Below are 22,046 nucleotides of genomic sequence, written 5' to 3'. Positions count from 1 at the left end.
TCCTTGCTCACAAAGGGATGTTTCCGTGTTTCTTGGCCGGGAGGGTCTGCCGCTTGGTCCGCAGCGCGCGCAGTGCCCTCGCGACGTGCAGGCGGGTCTGCGACGGCACGATGACCTGGTCGACGTAACCGCGTTCAGCGGCGACGTAAGGATTCGAGTGCCGTTTCCGGTAGGCCTCGGTGAGCCTCGCCTGTTCGGCCGACCGCTGTTCCGGCGGCAGCGCGGCCAGTTCACGCCGGTGCAGCACCCGCACCGCTCCCTCGGCGCCCATCACCGCGATCTCCGCGGTCGGCCAGGCCAGGTTGACGTCCGCGCCGAGATGCTTCGACCCCATCACCGCGTAGCCGCCGCCGTAGGCCTTGCGGATCACCACGGTCACCTTCGGCACGGTCGCCTCGGCGTAGGCGTAGATCAGCTTGGCGCCGCGGCGGATGATCCCCAGCCGCTCCTGCTCCGCGCCGGGCAGGTAGCCGGGGACGTCGGCGAGGGTGAGCAGCGGGATGTTGAAGGCGTCGCAGAAGCGCACGAACCGCGCGGCCTTCTCGGAGGCGTCGATGTCGATGACACCGGCCTGATGCCACGGCTGGTTGGCCACGACGCCGACCGTGCGGCCCTGCACCCGGCCGAACGCGCAGATCATGTTGGCCGCGAATCCACTGTGGACCTCGGTGAACTCGCCGTCGTCGACGAGGCGGACGATCACCTCGGTCATGTCGTAGGCCTGGTTCAGCGCGTCGGGCACCAGCCGGTCGAGTTCGAGATCGGCGGCGGTCGGCTCGGCGCCGGTCTCGTCGGCGTACTCCGGGGCGGCGTCGAGATTGTTCGACGGCAGGTAGCCGAGCAGGGTCCGCACCCAGTCGATCGCGTCGTGTTCGTCGACGGCCCGGTGATGGGCGTTGCCGGACACGGCGCTGTGCATCGCGGCACCGCCGAGTTGCTGCGCGGTGACGCGCTCGCCGCTGACGGCGTGGACGACGTCCGGCCCGGTGACGAACATATGCGCGGTCTCGTCGACCATGACGGTGAAATCGGTGATCGCGGGCGAGTAGACCGCCCCACCGGCACAAGGACCCATGATGAGCGAGATCTGCGGGATGACACCGGACGCCAGCGCGTTACGCCTGCCGAGTTCGGCGTAGTACGCCAGTGAGACGACACCTTCCTGGATGCGGGCGCCGCCGGAGTCGTTGATCCCGACGACCGGGCAGCCCAGCGTCATGGCCAGGTCCATCACCTTGAGGACCTTCTCACCGAAGACCTCGCCCATGCTGCCGCCGAACACGGTGAAGTCCTGGGAGAACACGCAGATCTGCCTGCCGTCGACGGTGCCGTGGCCGGTCACCACGCCGTCGCCATAGGGCCGGTTCGCGTCCATCCCGAACTCGGCGCACCGGTGCCGGGCGAACTGGTCGAGTTCGACGAAGGAACCCTCGTCCAGCAACAGGTCGATCCGTTCGCGCGCGGTCAGCTTGCCCTTGGCGTGCTGCCGGTCGACGGCCCGCTTCTCCGCGATCCGGACGGCTTCGTCCTGGCGGGCGGCCAGGTCGGCGATCCGGAACGCCGTCGTCGGCGCGAACGGGACGTCGGTCATGGCCGCACCGTCTTCGACGCCGCGAGCCTGCTCGCGAGTGCCGCCGCGACCACCTCGACCTGCGGCGGGTCGATCATCGACAGGTGATCGCCCGGGATCCGGACGACGTGGAGGTCCGGGCAGTAGGCGTCCCAGCCGAGGGTTTCGTCGGTGCGCAGGTAACGCGGGTCGAGGGTGGTGGTCAGCGGATGGGGATCCTGGGCGCGCAGCAGCAGCACCGGACCGGCATACGGTTTCGGGACATAGCGTTCGGCGACCCGCGCGTCCACATAGGACTCGTACTGATGCCGCAGCACCCCTTGGCCCATCCCCGGCACTCGCGCGGCCAGTCTGCCGATCACCAGCCTGATTTGCTCCTCCTCCCCGAGGGGGAGAAGGTCCTCGCGCGGGATGTCCAGCGGGACGCCGTAGGTCCGTTCGACATGCTCGGCGAACCGGGCGAACCGGTCCAGCAGGATTTCGTGCACCGGTTTCCCGGCCGCGGGCAACGGCAGGATGCTGTCGATCAGGAACACGAGGTCGACGCGCTCCCCCGCCGCGGTCAGCCGCCGGGCCGTTTCATAGGCGAGGCAGCCGCCGAACGACCAGCCACCCAGCCGGTACGGGCCGTGTGGCTGGATCTCCCGGATCAGTTCGAGATAGCAGTCGGCCTTGCCCTCGACGGTGTCCTCTTCGTCGATCCGTTCGAGCCCGTACACGGATCCGCCGTCGGGCAGAAGGCGGACGAGTCCGTCGTAGACACTCGTCGGCCCGCCCGCCGGGTGGAAGAGGAACACCGGATCCGTGCCGCCTTCGCGCAACGGCCGGACCGGGCAGTCCCCGCGCCCTTCGATCGCGACCCGCAGCAGATCCGCCATCGCCGCGATCGTCGGCGTGGCGAAGAGCCGGTCGACGTCGGGGACGGCGCCGAGCTGACCGGCGAACGCCGCCCGCAACCGTTTTGCGCCTTCGGGATCTCCACCCGCGGCGAAGAAATCGTCATGGACGCCGGGTTCCGCGCCGCCCAGTTCCGCCCGCCACTGCCGGGCGACCCAGCGTTCGGCCGGATCACGCGGCCCGACCACGACGACCGATCCGGCGGAGCGCGGGCCTCCCCCGCCGAATCCGGCCTGTTCGGCGAGGTGGTCGGCGAGTTCGCCCAGGCTGGCGCCCCGCAACAGCAGCGGAATCGGCAGCGGCAGGCCGAAATCCCGTTCCACCACGCCCCGGGCGCGCATGGCGGTGAGTGAGTCCAGGCCCAGGCGGGTGAGCGGGACGTGCCTGTCGATCTCGTCCTCGGCGATCCCGAGCATCCCGGCGACGAGCCCGGAGAGGTAGTCGGCCAGCATCTCCCGCGCGGCTTCCGGCAGCGCGGCCCGCAATGCCTCCAGGCCGTCCCAAGTGGACGGTGCGGTATCCGGTTCTTCGCCCGGTACCAGGATTCCGAAGAACGGTCGTTCGACCAGCCGCGGGAACAGGGCCAGCACGGTCCCGGCGTCGACGCGGGCGATCCCGGTCGCCGCCCGGTCGCGGGTCAGCACGGCGTCCAGCGCCGCCAGCGCCTCCTCCGTGCCGAGCGGTTCGAGCACCGGATTGCGGCTGCCGACGGCCGCTCCCGCCTCACCCCAGGCTCCCCAGCCGACGGTCGCCGCCGTCAGCCCGGCGGCCCGGCGCCACGCGACGAGCGCGTCCACCCAGGCGTTCGCGGTGGCGTACGCGGTCTGCCCCGGCGAGCCGAACAACGCGGCAGCCGACGAGTACGCCAGCCACCAGTCGAGGTCGTGTCCGGCGGTCGCCTCGTGCAACCGCCACGCTCCCAGCGCTTTCGCCCGCCAGACGGCGTCGATCGCGCCGGTGCCGACGGTGACGGCGGCGCCGTCGGCCAGCACTCCGGCCGCGTGCAGGACACCGCGCAACGGCAGACCGCCTTCCGTGGCCGCCGCGACCAAGGCCTCGGCCGTCCCCGGCTCGGCGATGTCGCCGGTCACCACGCGGACGTCGGCACCCAGACGGCGCAGGGACGCCAGCGCGGATTCGGTCTCCGGGCCCGCGCCGCGGCGGCCGGACAGGATCAGCCGGGTCGCGCCGCGCGTCGCCAGCCAGTCCGCCGCGACCAGGCCGAGGCCGCCGAGCCCGCCCGTGATCACGTAAGCGCCTTCGCGGACAACGGTTTCACGGCCGGGTTCGCCGAGCTCCGGCCGGGCGAGCCGCCGCGTGTACCGGACGCCCTCGCGCCAGGCGATCTCGTCGTCCGGCGCGTCCGCGCGGATCTCCGCCACCAGCTTGCCGACCCACAGCCCGGCCGGATCCGGTTCGGCGTCGAAGTCGACCTGGCTCGCGCGCAGTTCGGGATGTTCGAAGGCGAGGACCCGGATCAGCCCGCGCAGGCAGGCCTGCCCGGGGTCACCGCGCTCGCCGGGTTCGACGACCGACGCGCCCGCGCTGACCAGCCACAACCGTGGGGCGGTCGCCTGCTCGGCCAGTTCGGCGATGACGGAGGAGAGCGCGGCGATCGTCCCTCCGGCCCGCATCGGATCGGGCTCGCCCGTCGCGGCGACGCACGCGAGCACACCCGTCACCTCACGGGACCGCAGGAGTTCCGCCAGTGCCGCGCGATCGCCGAGCCGGGCCGTCTCCAGCCCGTCCCCGGTCTCGGCGAGCCGCTCGCGTAACGACGTCAGCCACGGCAGGTCCCGGTGTTCGTCGTCGTACAACACGACCCAGCGATGCTCGCCCGGTTCGGTCGCGGGCAGGTCGGCCTGCCGCCAGACGGTCTCGAACAGCAGGTCCTCCAGCGGAACCGGCAGGGCCGACCGCTGGAACCGGCGGCAGTAGACGTCGCGGAACTCGACCAGGACGACGTCGTCGGCGTCCACGAGCTGGACCCCGCCGACCAGGCCGTCACCGGCCGGATCGAGCGAACCGAGCACCGCGTCGACGCGGACGCCGCGCCGTGGCTCACCGGCCACGACGACCTCGCCCACGGTGAGCGGCAAGAACACGCCGTCGGCCTCGCGCAGCGTGTCCCCGGCGGCCGCGGCCAGCGCGTGGAGGCAGGCGTCGGCGATCACCGGATGCAGGACGAACGCCGGATGGTCGGCGGGCAGGGTGATCGACGCCGAAGCGCGGCCCGGCGCGGCCAGGACGTCGCGCAGCCCGCGGAAGGCGGGACCGTAGCTCTGCCCCATCCCGGCGAGCACCTGGTAAAGGTCGACCGGCCGGGCATCCGCGCCGACCGCGCCGAACGGCACCACCGTGGTGTCGCCGTCGTGGACGCGGGCGGTGGCGTGCCGGATCCAGCCGCCGTGCGCGGACCGCGCGTAGACGTCCACTTCGGACGGTCCGGGGCCGGTGCCGAGACTGGTCGTCACCTCGGTGTGCGCGGCGAGCGGGAGCACCCGGTGCAGTTCGAGGCCACCGACGCGCAGTTGCCCGCCGGGCCGCAGGACCGCCTTCGCCGCGGCGAGCGCCAGTTCCAGGAAACCGGTGGCGGGGAACAGCGGGACACCCATCGCCGCGTGGTCGGCCAGCCACGGCAGCGCCGCGGTCCCGACGTCCGCGCGCCACAGATGGCCACCGCCGGTCGGCTGTTCGATGTGGACACCCAGCAGCGGATGCGCGCCGCCGGTTCCGGAGCGGGCGGCCGGACGCCGGGGCCAGAACCGCCGGTGCCGCCAGCGCGGGCCGGGCAGGGCGACCGGGACCGGCCGGGGACCGCGCGCGTCGAGCACGCCGGGCAGCCCGAGGGTGTGGAGGCGGGCGAGGGTGGTCAGGAACGCCGTCCGCTCGTCGGTCTTGCGGCTCGCCGACGGCAGCGCGAGTGCCCCGGTGCTCTGCTCGATCGCGGCCAGCGCGACCGGATGCGGGGAGATCTCGACGAACACGCCGTGGCCGTCGGCGGTCGCCGCCGCCAGCGCCTGGCTGAACCGCACCGGGCGGCGCAGATTCGCCGCCCAGTAGTCGACGTCGAAGCGCGGTGTCCACTGTGGATCATCGAGAACACTGCTGTAAAAAGGGATCTCGGCGGGTTTGGCCGAGAGGCCGGCGAGGTCCGCGCGAAACCGGCCGAGGACGGCGTCGACGGCTTCCGAATGCCCGGCGCCGCCGACCGGCAGTCTCTTGGCCAGCCTGCCGAGGCTCTCGACGTGCGAGACCAGTGCCTCCACCTGATCCGCGCCACCGCTGACGGTGCACTGGACCGGCGACGCGTAGACCGCGACGGTGATCCCGGGGAATTCCGCTTCCAGCTCGGCCAGTTCGGCGGGTGACAGTTCGACGACGGCCATCGCGCCGTCGCCCGCCGCGTCGACCTCGGCGAGCAGCCGCGCCCGCGTGGCCATCACGCGCAGGCCGTCCGCGACGTCCAGCGCCCCGGCGACGACGGCGGCCGCGACCTCACCCATCGAATGGCCGAGTACCGCCGCCGGGACGACACCGTGCGCCCGCCAGAGCCCGGCCAGGGCGAGGTGCGTGCCGAACAACGCCAGTTGCGTCGCGCCGAGGTCCGGCAGGTCGCGCTCACCCGAGAACATCTCGAGCAAGGAGAACCCGGCTTCGGCCTGGAACACCGGATCGAGCGCCTCGGCCTCCGCGCGGAACGCGGGTTCGGTGCGCAGCAGGAGACGGCCCATCCCGGGCCATTGGGAGCCGTAGCCGGAGAAGACGAACACGACACCGGGTGCCTGCGCGGCCTCGCCGGTGACGACGCCGACGCTCTCGCGTCCGGCGGCCAGTTCTCTCAGCGCGACGGCGACCCGTTCGCGCTCCTCGGCGACCACCGCGCCGCGGACCGGCAGGGGATCCCGGCCCCGCGCCAGGGTCGCGGCGACGACGTCCAGCGGAACCGCGCGCCGGGCGGGATCGTCGAGCCACTCCGCCAGATCGGCGGCCCGCGCCTGGAGCACCTCGCGCGACTTGGCCGACAGCGCGAAGACCCGCGGGCCTTCGGCTTCCTTCCCGCGGGCGGGGAACGACGCGGCAGGCCACTCTTCGAGGACGACATGGGCGTTGGTCCCGCCGAACCCGAAGGCGGAGACCCCGGCACGCGCGACACCGGAGTACCGCGGCCAGTCCGTCACCGCGTCGACCACGCGCAGGCCGAGACCGGCGAAGTCGATGTACGGGTTGGGCTCGCGATAGTGCGGGGTCGGCGGCAACCGCCGGTGCACCATCGCGAGGACGACCTTGATCAGCCCGGCGATCCCGGCCGCGCCTTCGAGATGCCCCAGATTGCCCTTCACCGAGCCGATCAGCAGCGGGCGGTCCGGTTCGCGGCCGACGCCCAGCACCTCGCCGAGCGCACCGGCCTCGATCGGATCCCCCAGCGCGGTGCCGGTCCCGTGCGCCTCGACGTAGTCCACAGAGGACGGTTCGACCCCCGCCGCGGCGTACGCGTCACGCAGCAGCGCGGCCTGCGCGGCCGGGCTGGGTGCCACGAGACCGTTGGACCGGCCGTCGGAGTTCACCGCGCTGCCGCGGATCACCGCGAGCACGCGGTCCCCCGCCCGGCGGGCGGCCTTCAGCGGTTTGAGCACGACCACGCCGCAGCCCTCGCCACGGGCGATACCGTCGGCGGCGGCGTCGAACGGCTTGCAGTGGCCGTCGGGGGCCAGCACCCCCGCACGCTGGAAGGTCGCGGTGACGGCGGGCGAAAGCATCAGGTTCACCCCGGCGGCCAGCGCCGTCCCGCATTCACCCCGCCGCAGGCTCTGCACCGCCTGATGCACCGCCACCAGCGACGACGAGCAGGCGGTGTCGAGGGTGAGGCTGGGCCCGCGCAGGTCGAACAGGTACGAGAGCCGGTTGGCGGCAATACTGGTCGCGGCACCGGTGGCGGACCACACGTCGACGGCGGTGGGGTCGGACATCGTCAAGTGGCCGTACTCGCCGGCCGAGAGGCCGACGAACACCCCGGTCCGGCTTCCCCGCAAGGTGGACGGCGGGATCCCGGCGTCTTCGAGCGCCGCCCAGGCGACTTCGAGCAGCATCCGCTGCTGGGGGTCCATCGTTTCGGCCTCGCCCGGGGTGATGCCGAAGAACTCGGCGTCGAAGCCGGCGATTTCGCCGAGGAACCCGCCTCGGCCGGGCAGCCCGTCGACGCCGCCGCCGAACGCCTCCCAGCGGTCTTCCGGGACGTCACGGATACCGTCGTGCCCGGCGTCCAGGAAGCGCCAGTACCGCTCCGCGGACTCGGCCCCTCCCGGCAGGCGGCAGCCGACGCCGACGATCGCGATCGGCTCCTCCTCGCGGCTTTCCGCCGTTACGACGGCTTCCGGCTCCACTGTGGACAGTTGGGCGACGAGGGCGTTGATCGTCGGGCTCTGCCAGACCAGGGTCGGTGCGAGCGGCCGGCCGAGGTACCGGCCCAGATCCGCGGCCAGCGCCATCGACTCCCGCGAGGAAAGCCCGTTCTCGTGTACCGGGCGGTCCGGATCGACCTGGTCCCCGGGCAGCCCGGTCCGTTCCGCCACCCGCGCGATCAGCCAGGCGCGGAGCTCCGCGGTCACCCGGGCCGCCGCGCGGTCAGCGATCCGTCCACATAGGACCTCCGGCAGAGGACCCGGCTGATCTTGCCGCTGGAGGTCCGCGGGACCTGGCCCGGGGCGAGGAAGACGACGTCGTGCAGGCGCAGGCCGTGTGCGGCCGAGACCGCTCTCCGGACCTCCGCGGTCGCCACGGCGACGTCGGCCTCGGTCCCCTTGGCCCGTTCCAGGACCACGACCGCCGCCTCGCCGTCCGCCCGCTCGATCGCGAAAGCGGCGGCGGAATGAGGCCGGACCGCGGGATGCGTCTCCACGGTCTGCTCGATGTCCTGCGGGTAGTGGTTGCGGCCGTCGACGATGACGAGGTCTTTCAGCCTGCCGGTCACGAACAGCTCGCCGTCGTAGCGCACGCCGAGGTCCCCGGTCGCCAGCCAGCCCGCGCCGGTGTCCGGGTCGACCGGCGAGAGACCGAAGACGCCGGCCGAGGCACCGGGCCGTCCCCAGTAGCCCACGCCGACGTTCGGCCCGCTCACCTGGATCTCGCCGACCTCGCCCGGCCCCGCGAGGGCCCCGGTGACCGGATCGGCGATACGGATCCGCTGACCGGCGGGAAAACCGCAGGAGACGAGCGTGGTCTGCGCGGCGCCGGGCCCGGCCGGTAGCGCGAACCCGGCGGCGAGCCGGTCGCGGTCGAAGGTCACCTGCCGCGGCGCCTTGCCCGCCTCGGTGACGGAGACGAGCACGGTGGCCTCGGCCAGTCCGTAGGAGGAGCGGTGCACCTCGGGCCGCAGCCCGCATTCGGCGAAGGTGTCGTGGAACTTCGCGATGGTCTCCGGCAGCACCGGCTCGCTCCCGTTGATCAGCGAGACGACGCGGCTCAGTTCCAGGTAGCTCTTTTCGGCCTCGGTCACACGGGAAGCGCTGTAGGCGTAAGCGAAATTGGGTGCCGCGCTGATCGCGCCGGGACTGGCCGTGAGTGCGCGCAACCAGCGCGACGGGCGTTCCAGGAAGGCGAGCGGGTCCATCAGCACCGAGGCCGCGCCGGCGGCCATCGGCGCGCCGATCCCCAGGATCAGGCCCATGTCGTGGAAGAGCGGCAGCCAGCTGACCGTGGACGTCGTCCCGGTTTCGATGCCGTAGCAGTCGCAGGCCTGGCGGGCGTTGGTGAGCGCGTTGCGGTGGGTCAGCATCACGCCCGCCGGGGTCCGGGTCGAACCGGAGGTGTACTGCAGGTACGCCAGTCCGTTCGGTTCCGGTCGCGGCCAGGAACGGTCACCGGCCGCGACCGGGGCAGGGGTGTCGACGGCGAGCACCGCGGGGCGCTCGATCTCCGCCGAGGCGAGGAACCCGGCGACGCCGTCGATCTCGGCCGCGGTCGTGAGCACGACCCGCGGCGCGCAGTCGGCGAGCACGGCGGCCAGCCTGCCCGCGTGCCCGGGGAGGTCCGGGGCGAACAGCGGGACGGCGACCAGCCCGGCCCGGATCGCGCCGAGGAAGGCGACGACGTAGTCGGCGGATTGCCGGGCCAGGATCGCGGCCCGCTCCCCCGGGGCGGCGAAATCGGCCAGCCGCGTGGCGAGGGTGCCGACCCGGTCGTCGAGTTCGCGCCACGACAGGGTGACCGCCCGGCCGTCCGCGCCGGCACGGTGGTCGAGGTAGGTCACGGCGACCTCGTCGCCGAGCCGCCGGGCCCAGTACCCGAGCAGGGTCGCGAACGACTCCCCGCCATCTGCGTCGTCCGGCCCATGGGCGGCGACGACCGTTTCCGAAATGGTTTCCATGGCCCCTCGTTTGACGACGTGAGCGGGAGCTGGTGAATGCGGAACGGCACCGTTGCCGAAAGCGGATTCCATTCCGGAGACCGTTCTTTATCTGCCGGAACTGTATGGATCGGCCGGGAAGAGTGTCAATGAAAGAAGTGCGAAACGCTGACGGCGATGGGGCCATGCTCACGGGGAAGCGAGAATGGGGTTGTCCCGCTTGTCACTTCCGGACGGACTTCGGCCCGCGGCCGGCGGTGGCCCCTTGGTCACCTCGTGAGTGGTAACGACGGTCAGAACCGTCATTACCACTCACGAGTCGCCGATTCAGAGCCAGCCCTGGCGGGACGCCTGCGCTCCCAGCTGGAATCGCGTCTGCGCGCCCAGCAGTTGCTGCAGACGGCTGATCCGCCGGAGCACCGTGCGTTCGCTGATGCCGAGTTCGCGGGCGATCGCCTCGTCGGTCAGTCCCCCGCTGAGCAAGGCGAGCAGCCGCCGGGTGGCCAGCGTCGGCTCTTGTGCCGCTTCCGCGTCGTCAGGTCCGCCCGCGCGGACCGGGACGGCCATCCGCCAGAACGAGCCGAACAACTCGATCAGCGCGCTCAGCAGCATCGACGGGTGGATCAGCAACGCCAGCACGTCCCCGGCGTCGGAGTTCGGGACGGCGATCAGCGCGCGAGCGCTGTCGGCGATGACGAGCTTCAAGGGCAACCCGGGGAACACCCTGGCCTGCTCCCCGAGGGCGATACTCGACTGCACCTGCGCGAATCCGTCGCCGTCCTGGAGCACGGACGAGTCGTAGACGACGCGGTAGCCGATACCCCGCGCCATCGAACCCGGCTGCGCCGTGCTCACCTCGGTTTTCGGGCTCATGTACGTTCCGGGGTCCAGCGCGACGATGTCCACCGTCGCCTGCGTCTGCATCGCTTCGAACGTGGCGATCACCTCGTCCCGGCTCCGCAGGACCTCGACGAAGTCCGCGTCCCGGCCGGTCCGCAGGGAGTAGGCGGCACCGAGCACTTCGGCCGCTTCCCGCGCCCGGACGGCGGCGGCCTCGTGCAAGGCGGCGAACGCCGACAGCGCCGCGCGAGGCGGGCACACCTCGACTCCGCCCGCGCCAGCCCGCACCAGGCCGAAGCGCTCCAGTTCGGCCAGCTCGGCACCGGGTGTGGTCGGGCGCCCGTCCAGCAGGGCCCGGTACAGCTGCTCGGCCTCCACCGACAGGCCCCGCGACTCGGCGAGCATGACGCTTCTCCTCCCCCACTCCGCACAGCCGCCTTGACATCGATGTCAGGCGCGGCGGTCGCGCTGTTTCCGCTCACTGTTCTTGAGGGGGAAGGCCCTGGATTCGTGCGGCTGAATCGGTAACGAAACGATCACAGATCCGGCACCCGGACGAGGTTCCCGCGGGAACCTCGTCCGGGAACCCGGGATCAGCTGTTGACGGGCATCCCCTTCTCGTCGGCCGCCGCGGTGGCGGTTCCTTCGAGGAGTTCGCGCACGATCTCGTTCGCCTTGCGCACCTCGGGGGTGATCATCTTGATCTTGATCTTGCCGTCGTGCCCGAGGTGACCGCCGACCTCGACCGTCTTGTCCTCACCGGGCAGCGGCAGCCCCTGGCAGCCGGTGAACTTCTTCTTCGGCGTGAGGCCGGTCTGGAAGTAGGCCACGATCGGGTCGTCGACGCAGTCGGTGTTGTACGGGAAGATCCCGTGGCTTCCTTCGTTGTCGACGCTGATCATCTTCGCGCCCGGCAGGCTGTTCGCGGTGGCGAGCGCGCCCTCGTACGGCGTGGCCGCGTCCAGTTCGGTCTGCGCGATCAGCAGCTTCGGGAAGGTCTTCGCGTCGGGGGCGGGTTTGGCGTTGGTGGTCGGCCAGAACGCGCACAGCGGCGCGCCCGAGAGAGCCATGATCGGCGCGATGAACGGCGCGTTCACGGTCAGGTCGGCCTGCCAGTAAGTCCAGTAGTGCAGGTTCTGGTTCCACTGGCCGTCCTGGCAACGGATCGCCTCGAACGCCGCGTCCCAGGTCTCGACCTCGGCCCCGCCCTGATAAGAAGCCTTGCGCTCGACCGAATCCTTCTTCGCGATGGCCTCCAGCGCGTTGCCCTTCGCCTTGACGAGGAACGCCTTGTTCGCGTCGGTCAGGCCCGGGGTGGTCAGCGCCTGCGCGACGACCTTCTCCAGCTTCTCCGCGTCGGTCCCGGTGGGCGCCGGTCCCTTGGCGAGCGCGGCCACCATCGACGCGGCCGACGGGTACTGCGTGGTGTCGTACATCGCCGGGATGATGAACCAGGCGGCGTAGAGCATGCCCGCGAATTCGCGGGTGCCGCCCGCCTTCTCCCAGTTGCGGCGGATCTCCAGCGGGTCGGTGCCCGTGTGGTACTTCGCGTCGTTGCGCGCCATGTAGGGCAGCAGGGCCTCCTGGAACTGGCGGTCCCGGCTGCGCGGCTGCAGATCCCAGGTCTTCTCCAGCGTCGTCCGGCTCGCGTCGGTCGAGGAGTCGAGCAGGAAGCGGTGCGCCTTGCCCGGGAACGTGGTGGCGTACCAGGTGCCCAGCCACGTGCCGTAGGAGTAACCGATGTAGCTGGTCTTCTTCTCCCCGAGGATGACCCGGATGAAGTCCATGTCGTACGCGGTCTGCTCGGTGGTGATGAACTTCGTCAGCGGGTTCTTCAAGCAGCCGTCGACCTTCGCGCGGTTGATCACGTTCTGATCCGTGCTGTCCGGGACGGTGTAGCTGCACGTCAGCGGCGTGCTCTGGCCGACGCCACGCGGGTCGAAGCCGACGAAGTCGTACTGTCCGGCCAGCACCGGGCTGCGCCTCGCCATCGCGGCACCCCACGGCAGTCCTTCACCGCCGGGGCCGCCCGGGTTGACCAGCGCGATGCCCTGCCTGCCGGTACCGGGATAGGCCGTCGCGGTCTTGGAGACGCGGATGCCGATCGTGTTGCCGTCCTGCGGGTCGTGCCAGTCGCGCGGGACCTGGATGGTCGCGCAGGCCAGGCCCTTGACCTTCTTAAGTTCGGCTTCCGTCGCGGGCGCGACCGAGGGGAACGAGCACTCACCCCACGCCACGGCCTGCGTGGTCAGCGCACCGGCGAGCGCCGCGGTGTCCGGGTCGGCCTTGGCGGCGGGTGCCGCACCCGCGGCCGGAGCCAGTACCAGGCCCGAGGCCAGGAAGGCGCCGGCGACCACGGCCACCGTGCCTCTCCGCGTCTTTCTCGTACTACTGATCACCATGATCCCTTTCGACAGGAGCCCCCGACGTCCGTACGAGAAGTAAAGACAGCTGATCAGCGTTCCTACACGGCCCGTCGATGGCGGATACCCGACATGGCGGGATCTCGACAACCACGGACGCGGCTACGGATGCAGACCGGGCCCGTGGTCGGGATCCGGCGACGGCGCGATCGGCGTCGGGCTGAGCGACGCTTCGTCCTCGCCCTCCTCCAAGAGGGTCGCCGCGGCACCGACCACGTTCAGATCCGGCTCACCGACGACGTCCTCGTCCTTGTCGGCGTAGTCCACGCGGGCGAGCACACTGCGCATCGCCTCGACACGCGCCCGTTTCTTGTCGTTGCTCTTGACCACCGTCCACGGCGCGATCTCCGTGTCGGTGGCGCGGAACATCTTCACCTTCGCCTCGGTGTAGGCATCCCAGCGGTCGAGCGACTTGACGTCGTTGGCGCTCAGCTTCCATTGGCGCACCGGGTCGACCTGCCGGATGAGGAACCGGGTCCGCTGCTCGGATTTCGACACGGAGAACCACAGTTTGACGAGGACGATCCCGTCGTCGACGAGCATCCGCTCGAACAGCGGCGCCTGCCGCATGAAGCGTTCGTACTGTTCGTCCGTGCAGTACCCCATCACCGGTTCGACGCCGGCGCGGTTGTACCAGGACCGGTCGAACAGCACGATCTCGCCCTCGGTGGGCAGATGGTTCACGTAACGCTGGAAATACCACTCGCCCCGCTCGCGTTCGGTGGGCTTGCCCAGCGCCACCACTCTCGCGCCACGCGGGTCGAGGTGTTCGGTGAACCGCTTGATGGTGCTGCCCTTGCCCGCCGCGTCCCGGCCTTCGAACAGGATGACCATGCGGCCACCGGTGTCCTTGATCCAGTACTGCAGTTTCAGCAGTTCGATCTGCAGCAACCGCTTCACCACGTCGTATTCGGCGCGGGGCATGCGCGTCGAGTACGGATAGTTCTCGCGCCAGGTGTCGATGGGGGAACCGTCCGGGCGGAGCAGGACCGGGTCGTCGGCGTCGTCGGCGTCGTCGTAGTCGACGACGAGACGCTGGTCCCGCAATTCGGGGAAGTGCGCGGCGAGATCAGCCGATGGATCGGGCACAGGCGCGGAATACCCGTGATGATCGTTCGGCAAACGCCGGTGCCGCCCTTCATCCACCGCGCAGATGATCACGCAGTGTCCGCGCCACGCGGGCCATCAGCACTTCGGCCTCGGGCTGGATCGCCGCGGACACGCGTGACTCGGTGAGCGCGGCGATCGCGAAGATCCCGCCGTCGGCGTGTTCGACGACACCGACCTCGTGACGCAGGTTCAGTACCGTACCGGTCTTCGACGACCATTTCGTGGCGTCGGAGACGAAGTCGGGGCTCAAGCGTTGACGCAACAGGTTGAGTCCCATCAGTTCGCGCACCCGCGCCGCCACGGATTCGTCCACTTTGGAGGGTGTCCACAGCGCTTCCAGCAGACCGGCGAACGCGCGGGCGGAACCGGAACTCGCGCGGGTGATGTCGAGCTGGGGGACGGGATGTCCTTGCCCGGCGGTACCCGCGTTGATCGCGAGCGCGTGCGCGAGGTGGACGTCCTGGGGGCCGAAGCGTTCTGCGGGCGTGTCGCTGAGGTCCGACACCGGATGCCGCGCGGAAATCCCCGGCACACCCCATTCCCGCGTCATCCTCGTGACTTCTGCGGGCGGTGTCAGCGAGAAGAGCGTGTCGGCCGCGGTCTCATCACTGATGGCCATGGCGAGGTAGAGCAGGTCGTCGATCGACACCCTGGCCGGATGCCGGAACCGGGTCAGCCCGGTCGGCCCCGGCGTGGTGGCCCGGCCGGGCTGGACCTCGATCGGCGCCGAACCGTCCAGTTCGCCCCGCCGGATCCGTTCCAAGGTCGCCGCGGCGAGCGGGATCTTCACCAAGGAGGCGCTCGGGAACTCGAGGTCGGGATCGATGCCGATCTCGTATCCGGTCCGCAGGTCCCGTACCAGGAACGAGCCCCGCAGGCCGCCGTCGGCCAGTTCCGCGCGCAACCGCGCGAGCAGCGACTCGGTGTTCATGTGGTCTCCTCCGCGCCGAGACACCGGGCGATGTCCGGCCACAAGCGTGCACGGAGCCGCTGCGCGTCCTCGCCGAGCCCCGCCGTGACCTCGTAGCCGCGGACGAGCCGGAGTTCGCCGATGGGCCGCCAGGCCAAACCGAGTTCGGTGGCCTGAGCCGTCGAACACAGCAGCAGATCGGCCGAACCGAACACGGCCGCAGCGGCCCCGGTGAGCGAGTCGGCGACGGCGACCTGCGCCGGCCGCAGGCCCACCGAATCGCGGACGCGGAACAGGCGGTCGCGGAGATGCGGGACGTCGTCCTCGGGCTGGATCCAGACCCGGCGAAGCGCACGGCCGGACCGGCCCACCCGCAACGTTTCCAGGTGCAGCGAACCCGTCCGCGACCCGCCTGTGCCGGCCAGGCCCAGTTCGACCTTCCAGGTGCCCTCTTCCCCGGGGACGGCCGTGAGAGCCGCGCGGACCTCCTGGGTCCGCACGAGTTCGGCTCGTTCCCGCGGCGGGGCCTGCCGGAACTCCAGGAAGACGTCCAGTGCCCGCGCCGCCGCGTCGAGTTCGGCGAGTTCGCGGATGGGGCAGATCTCCGGTATCGCGAGCCGCGTCGGCCGCAGTTTGGCGCGCTGCGCGTCGTGCTCCATGGCGTCGGCCAGGGTCACCAGGCGTTTCGCCGACGGCAGCATGTCCCGGCCGAAGGGGGTGAGCCGCGCGCGCCGGGTGGTGCGGTCGAACAGCCGCTCGCCGAAATGCCGTTCCAGCGCGGCGATCCGGCGGCTCGCCACCGGCTGGGGAATGCGGGCGAGCGCGGCTCCCGCGGTGAAGCTCCCGGCCTCACTCACGCTCACGAACGCCCGGCAGCCGCCGATCAGGTCCACGACCACATACTATGCCCGATTCGCATGGAATAGCTCATTCGTGTCTTGGACAGCATGATCGGCGCTCACCAGACTGCGGACATCGAACGATCTTGAAAGGAATCACCGTGTCCGTTTCTTCTCGCCGCCGGCCCAGCCGGGCGGCCCTGCTGGCGCTCTCGGTCGTGTCCCTCGCCGCGTGTTCCACGCCCGCCCCCGCGCAACCACCCGCCGCCTCCTCGGCCGCCGCCCCGGTCGTGACGGACGGCCGCGCCGGCTTCGAGCGGCTCGAACGCGCCTTCGGTGCCCGGCTCGGGGTGTACGCGGTGGACACCGCGACCGGCCGCGAGGTCGCCTACCGTGCCGACGAGCGGTTCGCCTACGCGTCAACGCACAAGGTGTTCACCGCGGGCGGTGTCCTGCAGCGGACCCCGGTCGCCGAACTGGACCGGACGGTGACCTACAGCCGGCAGGACGTGGTCGCGAACTCGCCGATCACGGAGAAGCACGTCGGGACCGGCATGCCGCTGCGCGCGGTCATGGACGCCACCCTTCGCTACAGCGACAACACCGGCGGCAATCTGCTCTTCCGCGAACTCGGCGGTCCCGCGGGCCTCACCGCGGTACTGCGCGGGATCGGCGACACCACGACCCACGTCGACCGGATCGAAACCGAACTCAACGACACCGCTCCGGGCGACATCCGGGACACCAGCACGCCTCGCGCCCTCGCCGTGAGCTTGCGGGCCTTCGCGCTCGGCGACGCGCTCCCCGAGGACAAGCGAAAGATCCTCGTCGACATCATGCGCGGCAACACCACCGGTGACGCGAACATCCGCGCGGGGGTCCCGGGCTGGGCCGTCGCCGACAAGACGGGGACGGCGAGCTACGGCACCCGCAACGACATCGCCGTCGTCTGGCCGCCGAACCGGGCGCCGATCGTCCTCTCCGTACTGACCGACCGGTCCACAAAGGACGCCCAAATCGACAACGCGCTGCTCGCGCAGGCCACCGTGGCCACCGTCGAACTGCTCCCCTGACCCCCGTGGTGGACCGGGCGGACAGGAGGGACCTGTCCGCCCGGCCGGTTCATCCGCCTCAGCGCCGGCAGGGGTTGCCCGCCGGATGCGCGGCGGTGCCGTGCACGTCGGCCTGGGACTCCGCGAGCACGATCTTCGCGAGCGCGGTGTCCAGGGCGACGGCCTGCTGCTTCACCACACCGTTCGCCACGGTCTGGCTGTTCAGCTTCAGCGAGCCGATGACCAGCGGGATGGTCAGCGGCGCCGAGCCCACCGTGACCGCCGAACCGTTGATCTTCAACGACGCGACATGCGAACTGCCAGCCAGTACCGGGGCGAGACCGCCCGGCGCGGGCTGACAGGTCGCCGTGGCCTGCGACTGGATCACGCCGAGTTCGATGGTCAGCCCGACCGTGCTGATCACCGTCTTGTCGATCCTGGCCGTGGCGAGCGCGCGATCGCCCGCTGCCGGGGCCGCCGACTGGTCGTCCGGCGTGAGATCGGTCGACGCGGTCAGCACCTGGGTGTCCACCTTGATCAGACCGGCGTTGAGCGTCGCGGCGGCGACGCTGTCGGCGTCGTCGGCACACGGCAGATTCGCCGGGTTGGCCCGCGCCGCGGTCACGCCGAGCACGTTCGCCGCGGTACCCGTGCAGGAGAAGACGCCGTCACGGTCGTCGTCGACGATCGTGCCGACCCCGACCGGATCGACGAGTCCGGCGCCCGACGGCGCCGAGAGGTTCACCGTGAACGTCTCGTTCGGTTCGTCGACGGTGTCCGGGTTGACCAGGACGGTCACCGGCTTCGCGGTCTCACCGGGCGCGAACGTCACGGTGCCACTCGCGGTCGCGTAGTCGGCGGGCGCGGTCGCGGTGCCGTTGGCGGTCGCGTAGTGCACGGTCACCGGATTCGGGCTGGGACCGCCGAGCAGTGACACCGTGAAGGTCGCCGGGACCGGCGCTCCGCCCGAACCTTCGTCGACCGTCACATCGTTGACGCTCAAGCCGAGCACGCGCACGGTCGTGGTCTCGAGGTAGCCGAGCGAAACGCCGTCGACCTGATAGTCGACCACGCAGTGATAGGTGCCGGGCGCGGCTCCGGCCGCCGCCGTGATCGTCTCGGTGAACGTGGCGACGTCGCCGCTGGTCACCTTGACGCTGCCCGGGTTGTTGGTGACCGTGATCTGCGGGTCGCAGCTGGTCACCTTCGGGGTCACCGTGACCTCGATGGATTTGATGCCGTCCAGGATGGCCTGGGAGACCTGACCAGCGGGGACGTTGTTCAGCAGCACCCCACCGGTGGCCGAGGTGATGGCGGTGGCCTGTCCGGTGGCGTCGAGAGCCCCGACGTTCACGGCGACGACGCGGATCTTCGCCGCCTGCAGCGCCGCGATGGTCTGGGCGAGGGTGTGCCCGCCGCTCGGATCGTGCGACGGCGCGTCGCCGAACCACGCGATGATGCGGGTGCCGTCCGGCCGGAAGGTGACCGCACCGGTGGCCAGCTGGTAGAGGGCGTTCAGGTTGGCTTCCGGCGTATCCCCGCCGCCGGAGGCCACCCACTGGTTGATCCCGGCCTGGACCGCGGTGGTGTCGCCGGTGATGCCCTGGTTGACCTTGAACGGCACCGAGTCGGTGAAGTCCTTGTACTCGGCGACCCCGAACTGCGCGGTCGGCTGCGCGGCCAGCACGTCACCGGTGATGGCACTGGCGTTGGACCGCACGTTGCCGATCGGCCCGCCCATGCTGCCGGTCGTGTCCGCGAGCAGGACGAGATCCGGGTCCGGCGGCACCGCCGAGGTCGTCACGTTCTTGGTCACGGTCGTGCTCTGCCCCGCGTCGAGGGTGAGATCGACCGTGGCCGGGTCGACACCCGGCGGCGCCGCGGTGGCGACCCCGGTGGACACGAGCATCGCCGTGACGGCGGTGAGGACGACTAGCAATGGTCTTCGCGACATGGACTTCCCTTTCGAGACCCGGCGACCGCCGGAATTCTTTGGGTTGCCTGAGGAAGACGGAAAATTTCGTCTTTCGTTAGCGCGAACACCGCGTGTCACCCGGGGAGCCCATGTCAAGGCTCTCAACGGGGTTGTTACCGCGAATCCGGGCTACCGGGACCATGTCCGCGGTGCGCCGTTCAGCCGAAAGACCTTCGACACTTCTCACCCTTCAGCGTGAGAAGTGTCGAAGGTTCCGGCGTTTTCCGTGATCACTTCTCCGAACGGAACCCGAATCCCGCCGATATCCGGCAGTGAATATTCACCGAATGGCGCAACGCAGGGCGCCGGCCGATACCGAGACGAGACACCGGGCTCCGCGGCGCTATCCGCTCAATAGGAGCACTGGATGACCGCGTCGTCCAGGCGGATGTACTTCGCCGGGCCACCGTTGTTCCCGTAGATCGGCTGGAGGTAGACGGTACCCACCCCGTTCAGGTTGAGATTGGGCAGGGTGATGAGCTGATACCCCGCCCAGTCGTCGATCCACTTCACCGTATGGGAGATCTTCCGCCAGCCGTTGGGGTCCCAGATCTCCAGGCCGATGTTCGCTCCGCCACCCACCGGGTCGGCGTAGATGGCGGCGGCGCAGTTCGACCGATCCGACGGGAAGCTGCTCAACGATTTGGGAGCCCGCATCGCCGACCAGCCGTTGTCCGCGAAGAGCCAGCCATTGTTGTTGCCGGTCCGCGCCACCCCCATCCCGATGTCGAACCAGGAATGCCCGTCACCACCCTGGATGTCACGTTCCCAGGTGCCGAAAGGGTTCGATTCGTACCCGTCGGACCATTGCACGATCCCGGCCTGCGCCGTGCCCGCGACGCCCAAGAGCGCCAGCGAAAGCACCGACAGGACAGCGAAAATCTTCTTGATCACGAGAGTCTCCCCGCTTCGCGCGAAATGAACCCCGTCAGAGGACCAGGAGCCGGCCCGCGGGCACAACGTACCTTCGCGCGCACAATCGACTGCCTCGACGTACCGGCCCATCATCCGTGAGCCGAACTCGGTGTGAACGCCGTCCTCCTTGGGTATCCCCGCTGGGAGACCGCTAAGGAGACCTGTGTGGGAACCAAGACCGCCTACGAATTCCTCAGCGGTGACACCCCTCCGCTGGGGAAGATCCGGGCCTGGCTGCGAGGCCAGCTCGGTGGTATCGGACGCAGTACCGTGTCGGACACCGAACTGCTGACCACGGAACTGGTCACCAACGCGCACGAACACGCCGACGGCGTGGCCGAGCTGCGGGTGTCCATCCCCGACGGCCGTGACGTGATCCGCGTCGAAGTCGACGACCTCCGCCCCCAGCTGAAGCCACAGCGCGTGCTGAAGCGGGATCCGGCGAGCCCGCACGGGCGAGGGCTGGCCTTGGTCGAAGCGATCAGCGCCCAGTGGGGCGTGGAGACCGGCGCCCGGGTCAAAACGGTGTGGGCGGAGATCCCCGTGCCCTGACACAGGGCTACTTCAAGTCGATGCGCCCGAGCGGGTCGGGACCGCTGGTCAGCTCGTCGCACGCCTGCCGCCACGCCGGATCCCCGGGGAAGAACTCGCTGCGCAGATAGGCCGAGGTGAGCCTCGCCACCGCGGCCACCCGTTCCGGGTTCTCGTCCGTCGTCTCGGCGACGTCGTAGCCGGAGATCCCGCCGAGCCCGTGCTCCGCGTCGAACAGGGTGAGCAGCGTCTTGCGCCCCGGCGCAAGGAAGTACGGATCGGCGTGCCACTCCGGACCGTTGACGGTCAGATGGGTGGAGGCGTCCTTGTCGCCGGCGACGACGAGCGCGGGGGTCGTCATCGCGGAGAAATCCGTGCCGAGGAAGAAGGCATAGTTCTCCGTCACGAACTCGGTGAGGGCGTCGCCGCCGCGGCCGGGCGCGGCGAGCAGCACCCCGGCCGAGATCCTGGGTTCGGCGAGGTCCACTTCCGCACCGCTGACCGGGTCGGTGTACCGCGCGCCCAGCAGCAGGCTCGCGGTGTGCCCGCCCATCGAGTGCCCGGCCACGGCGATCTTGCCCCGGTCCAGTCGGCCGCGAAGGTGCGGGACAGCGGTCTCGATCTCGTCGAGCCGGTCGAGGACGCGGACCATGTCCTCGGCGCGGGAGCGGTAGTACATGGGCGCTTCGGGGTCGCCTGGCTCCAGGTTCAGCGTCCTCGAACTGAGATGGGTGGGCTGGATGACGGCGAACCCTTGCGCCGCCCAGAAATTCACGAGCGGGGCGTAGCCGTTCAGCGAGGAGAGATGGTTCGAATAGCCCTGCCCGTGCGACAGCAGGACGACCGGCAGCTCGTCACCGGTCATCGGCACGGAGATCCGCAGCCGCAGGTCCACCGCCCGATCCGGGGTGGGCAGCACCACCGGGGCGATCGAGAGGACGGGGGTCGGAGTGGTCATGGTGAGTATTCCCTAGGGATGAGGGCGCCGCCTTAAGCGGAGCACTGTTCCGCAAACATACGGAGCAGTGTTCCGCTTTGTCAAACCCCTCCCCTGGCGACACCTTTCGCTTCCCTCGCGCCGAGACGACCACCGTGAATCGGGAGTACGGTCGTACACTCAAACGCAGGCAAGCCGCGTGGAGGTCGATCCTGATGGACGTGACAAAGGTTCTGAAGTCAGCACTCACCGGGACGACAACCGAGTCGAGGTCCGCGGTCCGCGAGTTGCGCCGGGAGACCGAGGACCTGGTGGCCCGCCGGGCGGGCAGGACCGCGAACCGGCTGACCGAACTGGGTGAGCAGCTCGCCGATCTGGTCCTGGTCTCCGGGAGCAGGCTCGCGGGCATCGCTGATCGGCACAGCAAGCCCGTGGGCGAGGGCGTGCGCCGCGAAGCCGGCCGGATCGGCGATTCGGTGGAGCGGCTGTCCGTCACCCTGTCGGACCGGGCCATCCTCATCGCCGAGGAACTGCTCGACCCCCAGCCGCGGGTCACGAAACGGCTGTCCGGGAAACGCCGACGGCGCTGAGCGCGCGAAGCGGCCATCTCGACGCTTGGCGCGTCTTTCTCCCGTCTTTAGTCGCTATCAACCGCCGTATCCTCCTGCCTAGCATGGGAAAACCGGCACCGGATCCGGCCAG

At 70.4% G+C, this 22,046-nt stretch carries 14 protein-coding genes; 3 read left to right on the top strand and 11 right to left on the bottom strand.

What is annotated here, in order from left to right:
* Window positions 1–7 precede the first annotated feature (7 nt).
* From SD37_RS17635 to SD37_RS17600, 8 genes are all read right to left on the bottom strand, one after another.
* Window positions 8–1,591 carry an acyl-CoA carboxylase subunit beta gene (locus tag SD37_RS17635; RefSeq protein ID WP_044852936.1) on the bottom strand — a complete coding sequence of 528 codons (1,584 nt, stop codon included), beginning with the start codon at window positions 1,589–1,591 and terminating at the stop codon, window positions 8–10.
* Complete coding sequence (locus SD37_RS17630) at window positions 1,588–8,076, bottom strand: type I polyketide synthase (RefSeq protein ID WP_065912865.1); 6,489 nt, start codon at window positions 8,074–8,076, stop codon at window positions 1,588–1,590. Before SD37_RS17630 ends, SD37_RS17635 begins: the two co-directional genes overlap by 4 nt.
* Window positions 8,073–9,833 (bottom strand): fatty acyl-AMP ligase, encoded by a 1,761-nt coding sequence (locus SD37_RS17625; protein ID WP_044852934.1) that lies wholly within the window; start codon window positions 9,831–9,833, stop codon window positions 8,073–8,075. The genes SD37_RS17630 and SD37_RS17625 overlap by 4 nt, the downstream gene beginning before the upstream one ends.
* Before the next feature lie 306 nt (window positions 9,834–10,139).
* On the bottom strand, window positions 10,140–11,057 hold the full coding sequence (locus tag SD37_RS17620; protein ID WP_037314591.1) for a helix-turn-helix transcriptional regulator: 918 nt from the start codon (window positions 11,055–11,057) through the stop codon (window positions 10,140–10,142).
* Window positions 11,058–11,245: 188 nt separating this feature from the next.
* Complete coding sequence (locus tag SD37_RS17615) at window positions 11,246–13,015, bottom strand: alpha/beta hydrolase (RefSeq protein ID WP_044852933.1); 1,770 nt, start codon at window positions 13,013–13,015, stop codon at window positions 11,246–11,248.
* 162 nt (window positions 13,016–13,177) lie between these two features.
* On the bottom strand, window positions 13,178–14,164 hold the full coding sequence (ppk2, locus tag SD37_RS17610) for a polyphosphate kinase 2 (protein WP_044853429.1): 987 nt from the start codon (window positions 14,162–14,164) through the stop codon (window positions 13,178–13,180).
* Window positions 14,165–14,213: 49 nt separating this feature from the next.
* Window positions 14,214–15,116, bottom strand: coding sequence for a serine hydrolase (locus SD37_RS17605; RefSeq protein ID WP_044852932.1), 903 nt, complete (start codon window positions 15,114–15,116; stop codon window positions 14,214–14,216).
* Window positions 15,113–15,994, bottom strand: a complete 882-nt coding sequence (locus tag SD37_RS17600) for a LysR family transcriptional regulator (RefSeq protein WP_044852931.1) — start codon at window positions 15,992–15,994, stop codon at window positions 15,113–15,115. Before SD37_RS17600 ends, SD37_RS17605 begins: the two co-directional genes overlap by 4 nt.
* Window positions 15,995–16,095: 101 nt before the next feature.
* On the opposite strand from SD37_RS17600, the gene bla reads away from it, so the two are divergent.
* Window positions 16,096–17,007 carry a class A beta-lactamase gene (bla, locus tag SD37_RS17595; protein ID WP_044853428.1) on the top strand — a complete coding sequence of 304 codons (912 nt, stop codon included), beginning with the start codon at window positions 16,096–16,098 and terminating at the stop codon, window positions 17,005–17,007.
* A 58-nt stretch (window positions 17,008–17,065) separates the two neighbouring features.
* Here bla and SD37_RS17590 read toward each other — a convergent pair whose 3' ends face one another.
* On the bottom strand, window positions 17,066–18,940 hold the full coding sequence (locus tag SD37_RS17590) for a Calx-beta domain-containing protein (RefSeq protein ID WP_044852930.1): 1,875 nt from the start codon (window positions 18,938–18,940) through the stop codon (window positions 17,066–17,068).
* Between the two features lie 372 nt (window positions 18,941–19,312).
* On the bottom strand, window positions 19,313–19,855 hold the full coding sequence (locus SD37_RS17585; protein WP_044852929.1) for a hypothetical protein: 543 nt from the start codon (window positions 19,853–19,855) through the stop codon (window positions 19,313–19,315).
* Window positions 19,856–20,041: 186 nt separating this feature from the next.
* On the opposite strand from SD37_RS17585, the gene SD37_RS17580 reads away from it, so the two are divergent.
* Window positions 20,042–20,428, top strand: coding sequence for an ATP-binding protein (locus SD37_RS17580; protein WP_044852928.1), 387 nt, complete (start codon window positions 20,042–20,044; stop codon window positions 20,426–20,428).
* 7 nt (window positions 20,429–20,435) lie between these two features.
* Here SD37_RS17580 and SD37_RS17575 read toward each other — a convergent pair whose 3' ends face one another.
* Window positions 20,436–21,365 (bottom strand): alpha/beta hydrolase family protein, encoded by a 930-nt coding sequence (locus tag SD37_RS17575; protein ID WP_044852927.1) that lies wholly within the window; start codon window positions 21,363–21,365, stop codon window positions 20,436–20,438.
* Between the two features lie 194 nt (window positions 21,366–21,559).
* Here SD37_RS17575 and SD37_RS17570 point away from each other — a divergent pair, with 194 nt between their 5' ends.
* On the top strand, window positions 21,560–21,934 hold the full coding sequence (locus SD37_RS17570; protein ID WP_044852926.1) for a hypothetical protein: 375 nt from the start codon (window positions 21,560–21,562) through the stop codon (window positions 21,932–21,934).
* The last annotated feature ends 112 nt before the right edge of the window (window positions 21,935–22,046 follow it).

The sequence above is a fragment of the Amycolatopsis orientalis genome (assembly GCF_000943515.2).
GTDB classification, from domain to species: Bacteria; Actinomycetota; Actinomycetes; order Mycobacteriales; family Pseudonocardiaceae; genus Amycolatopsis; species Amycolatopsis orientalis.
This window is presented reverse-complemented; position numbering and strand designations above follow the sequence as displayed.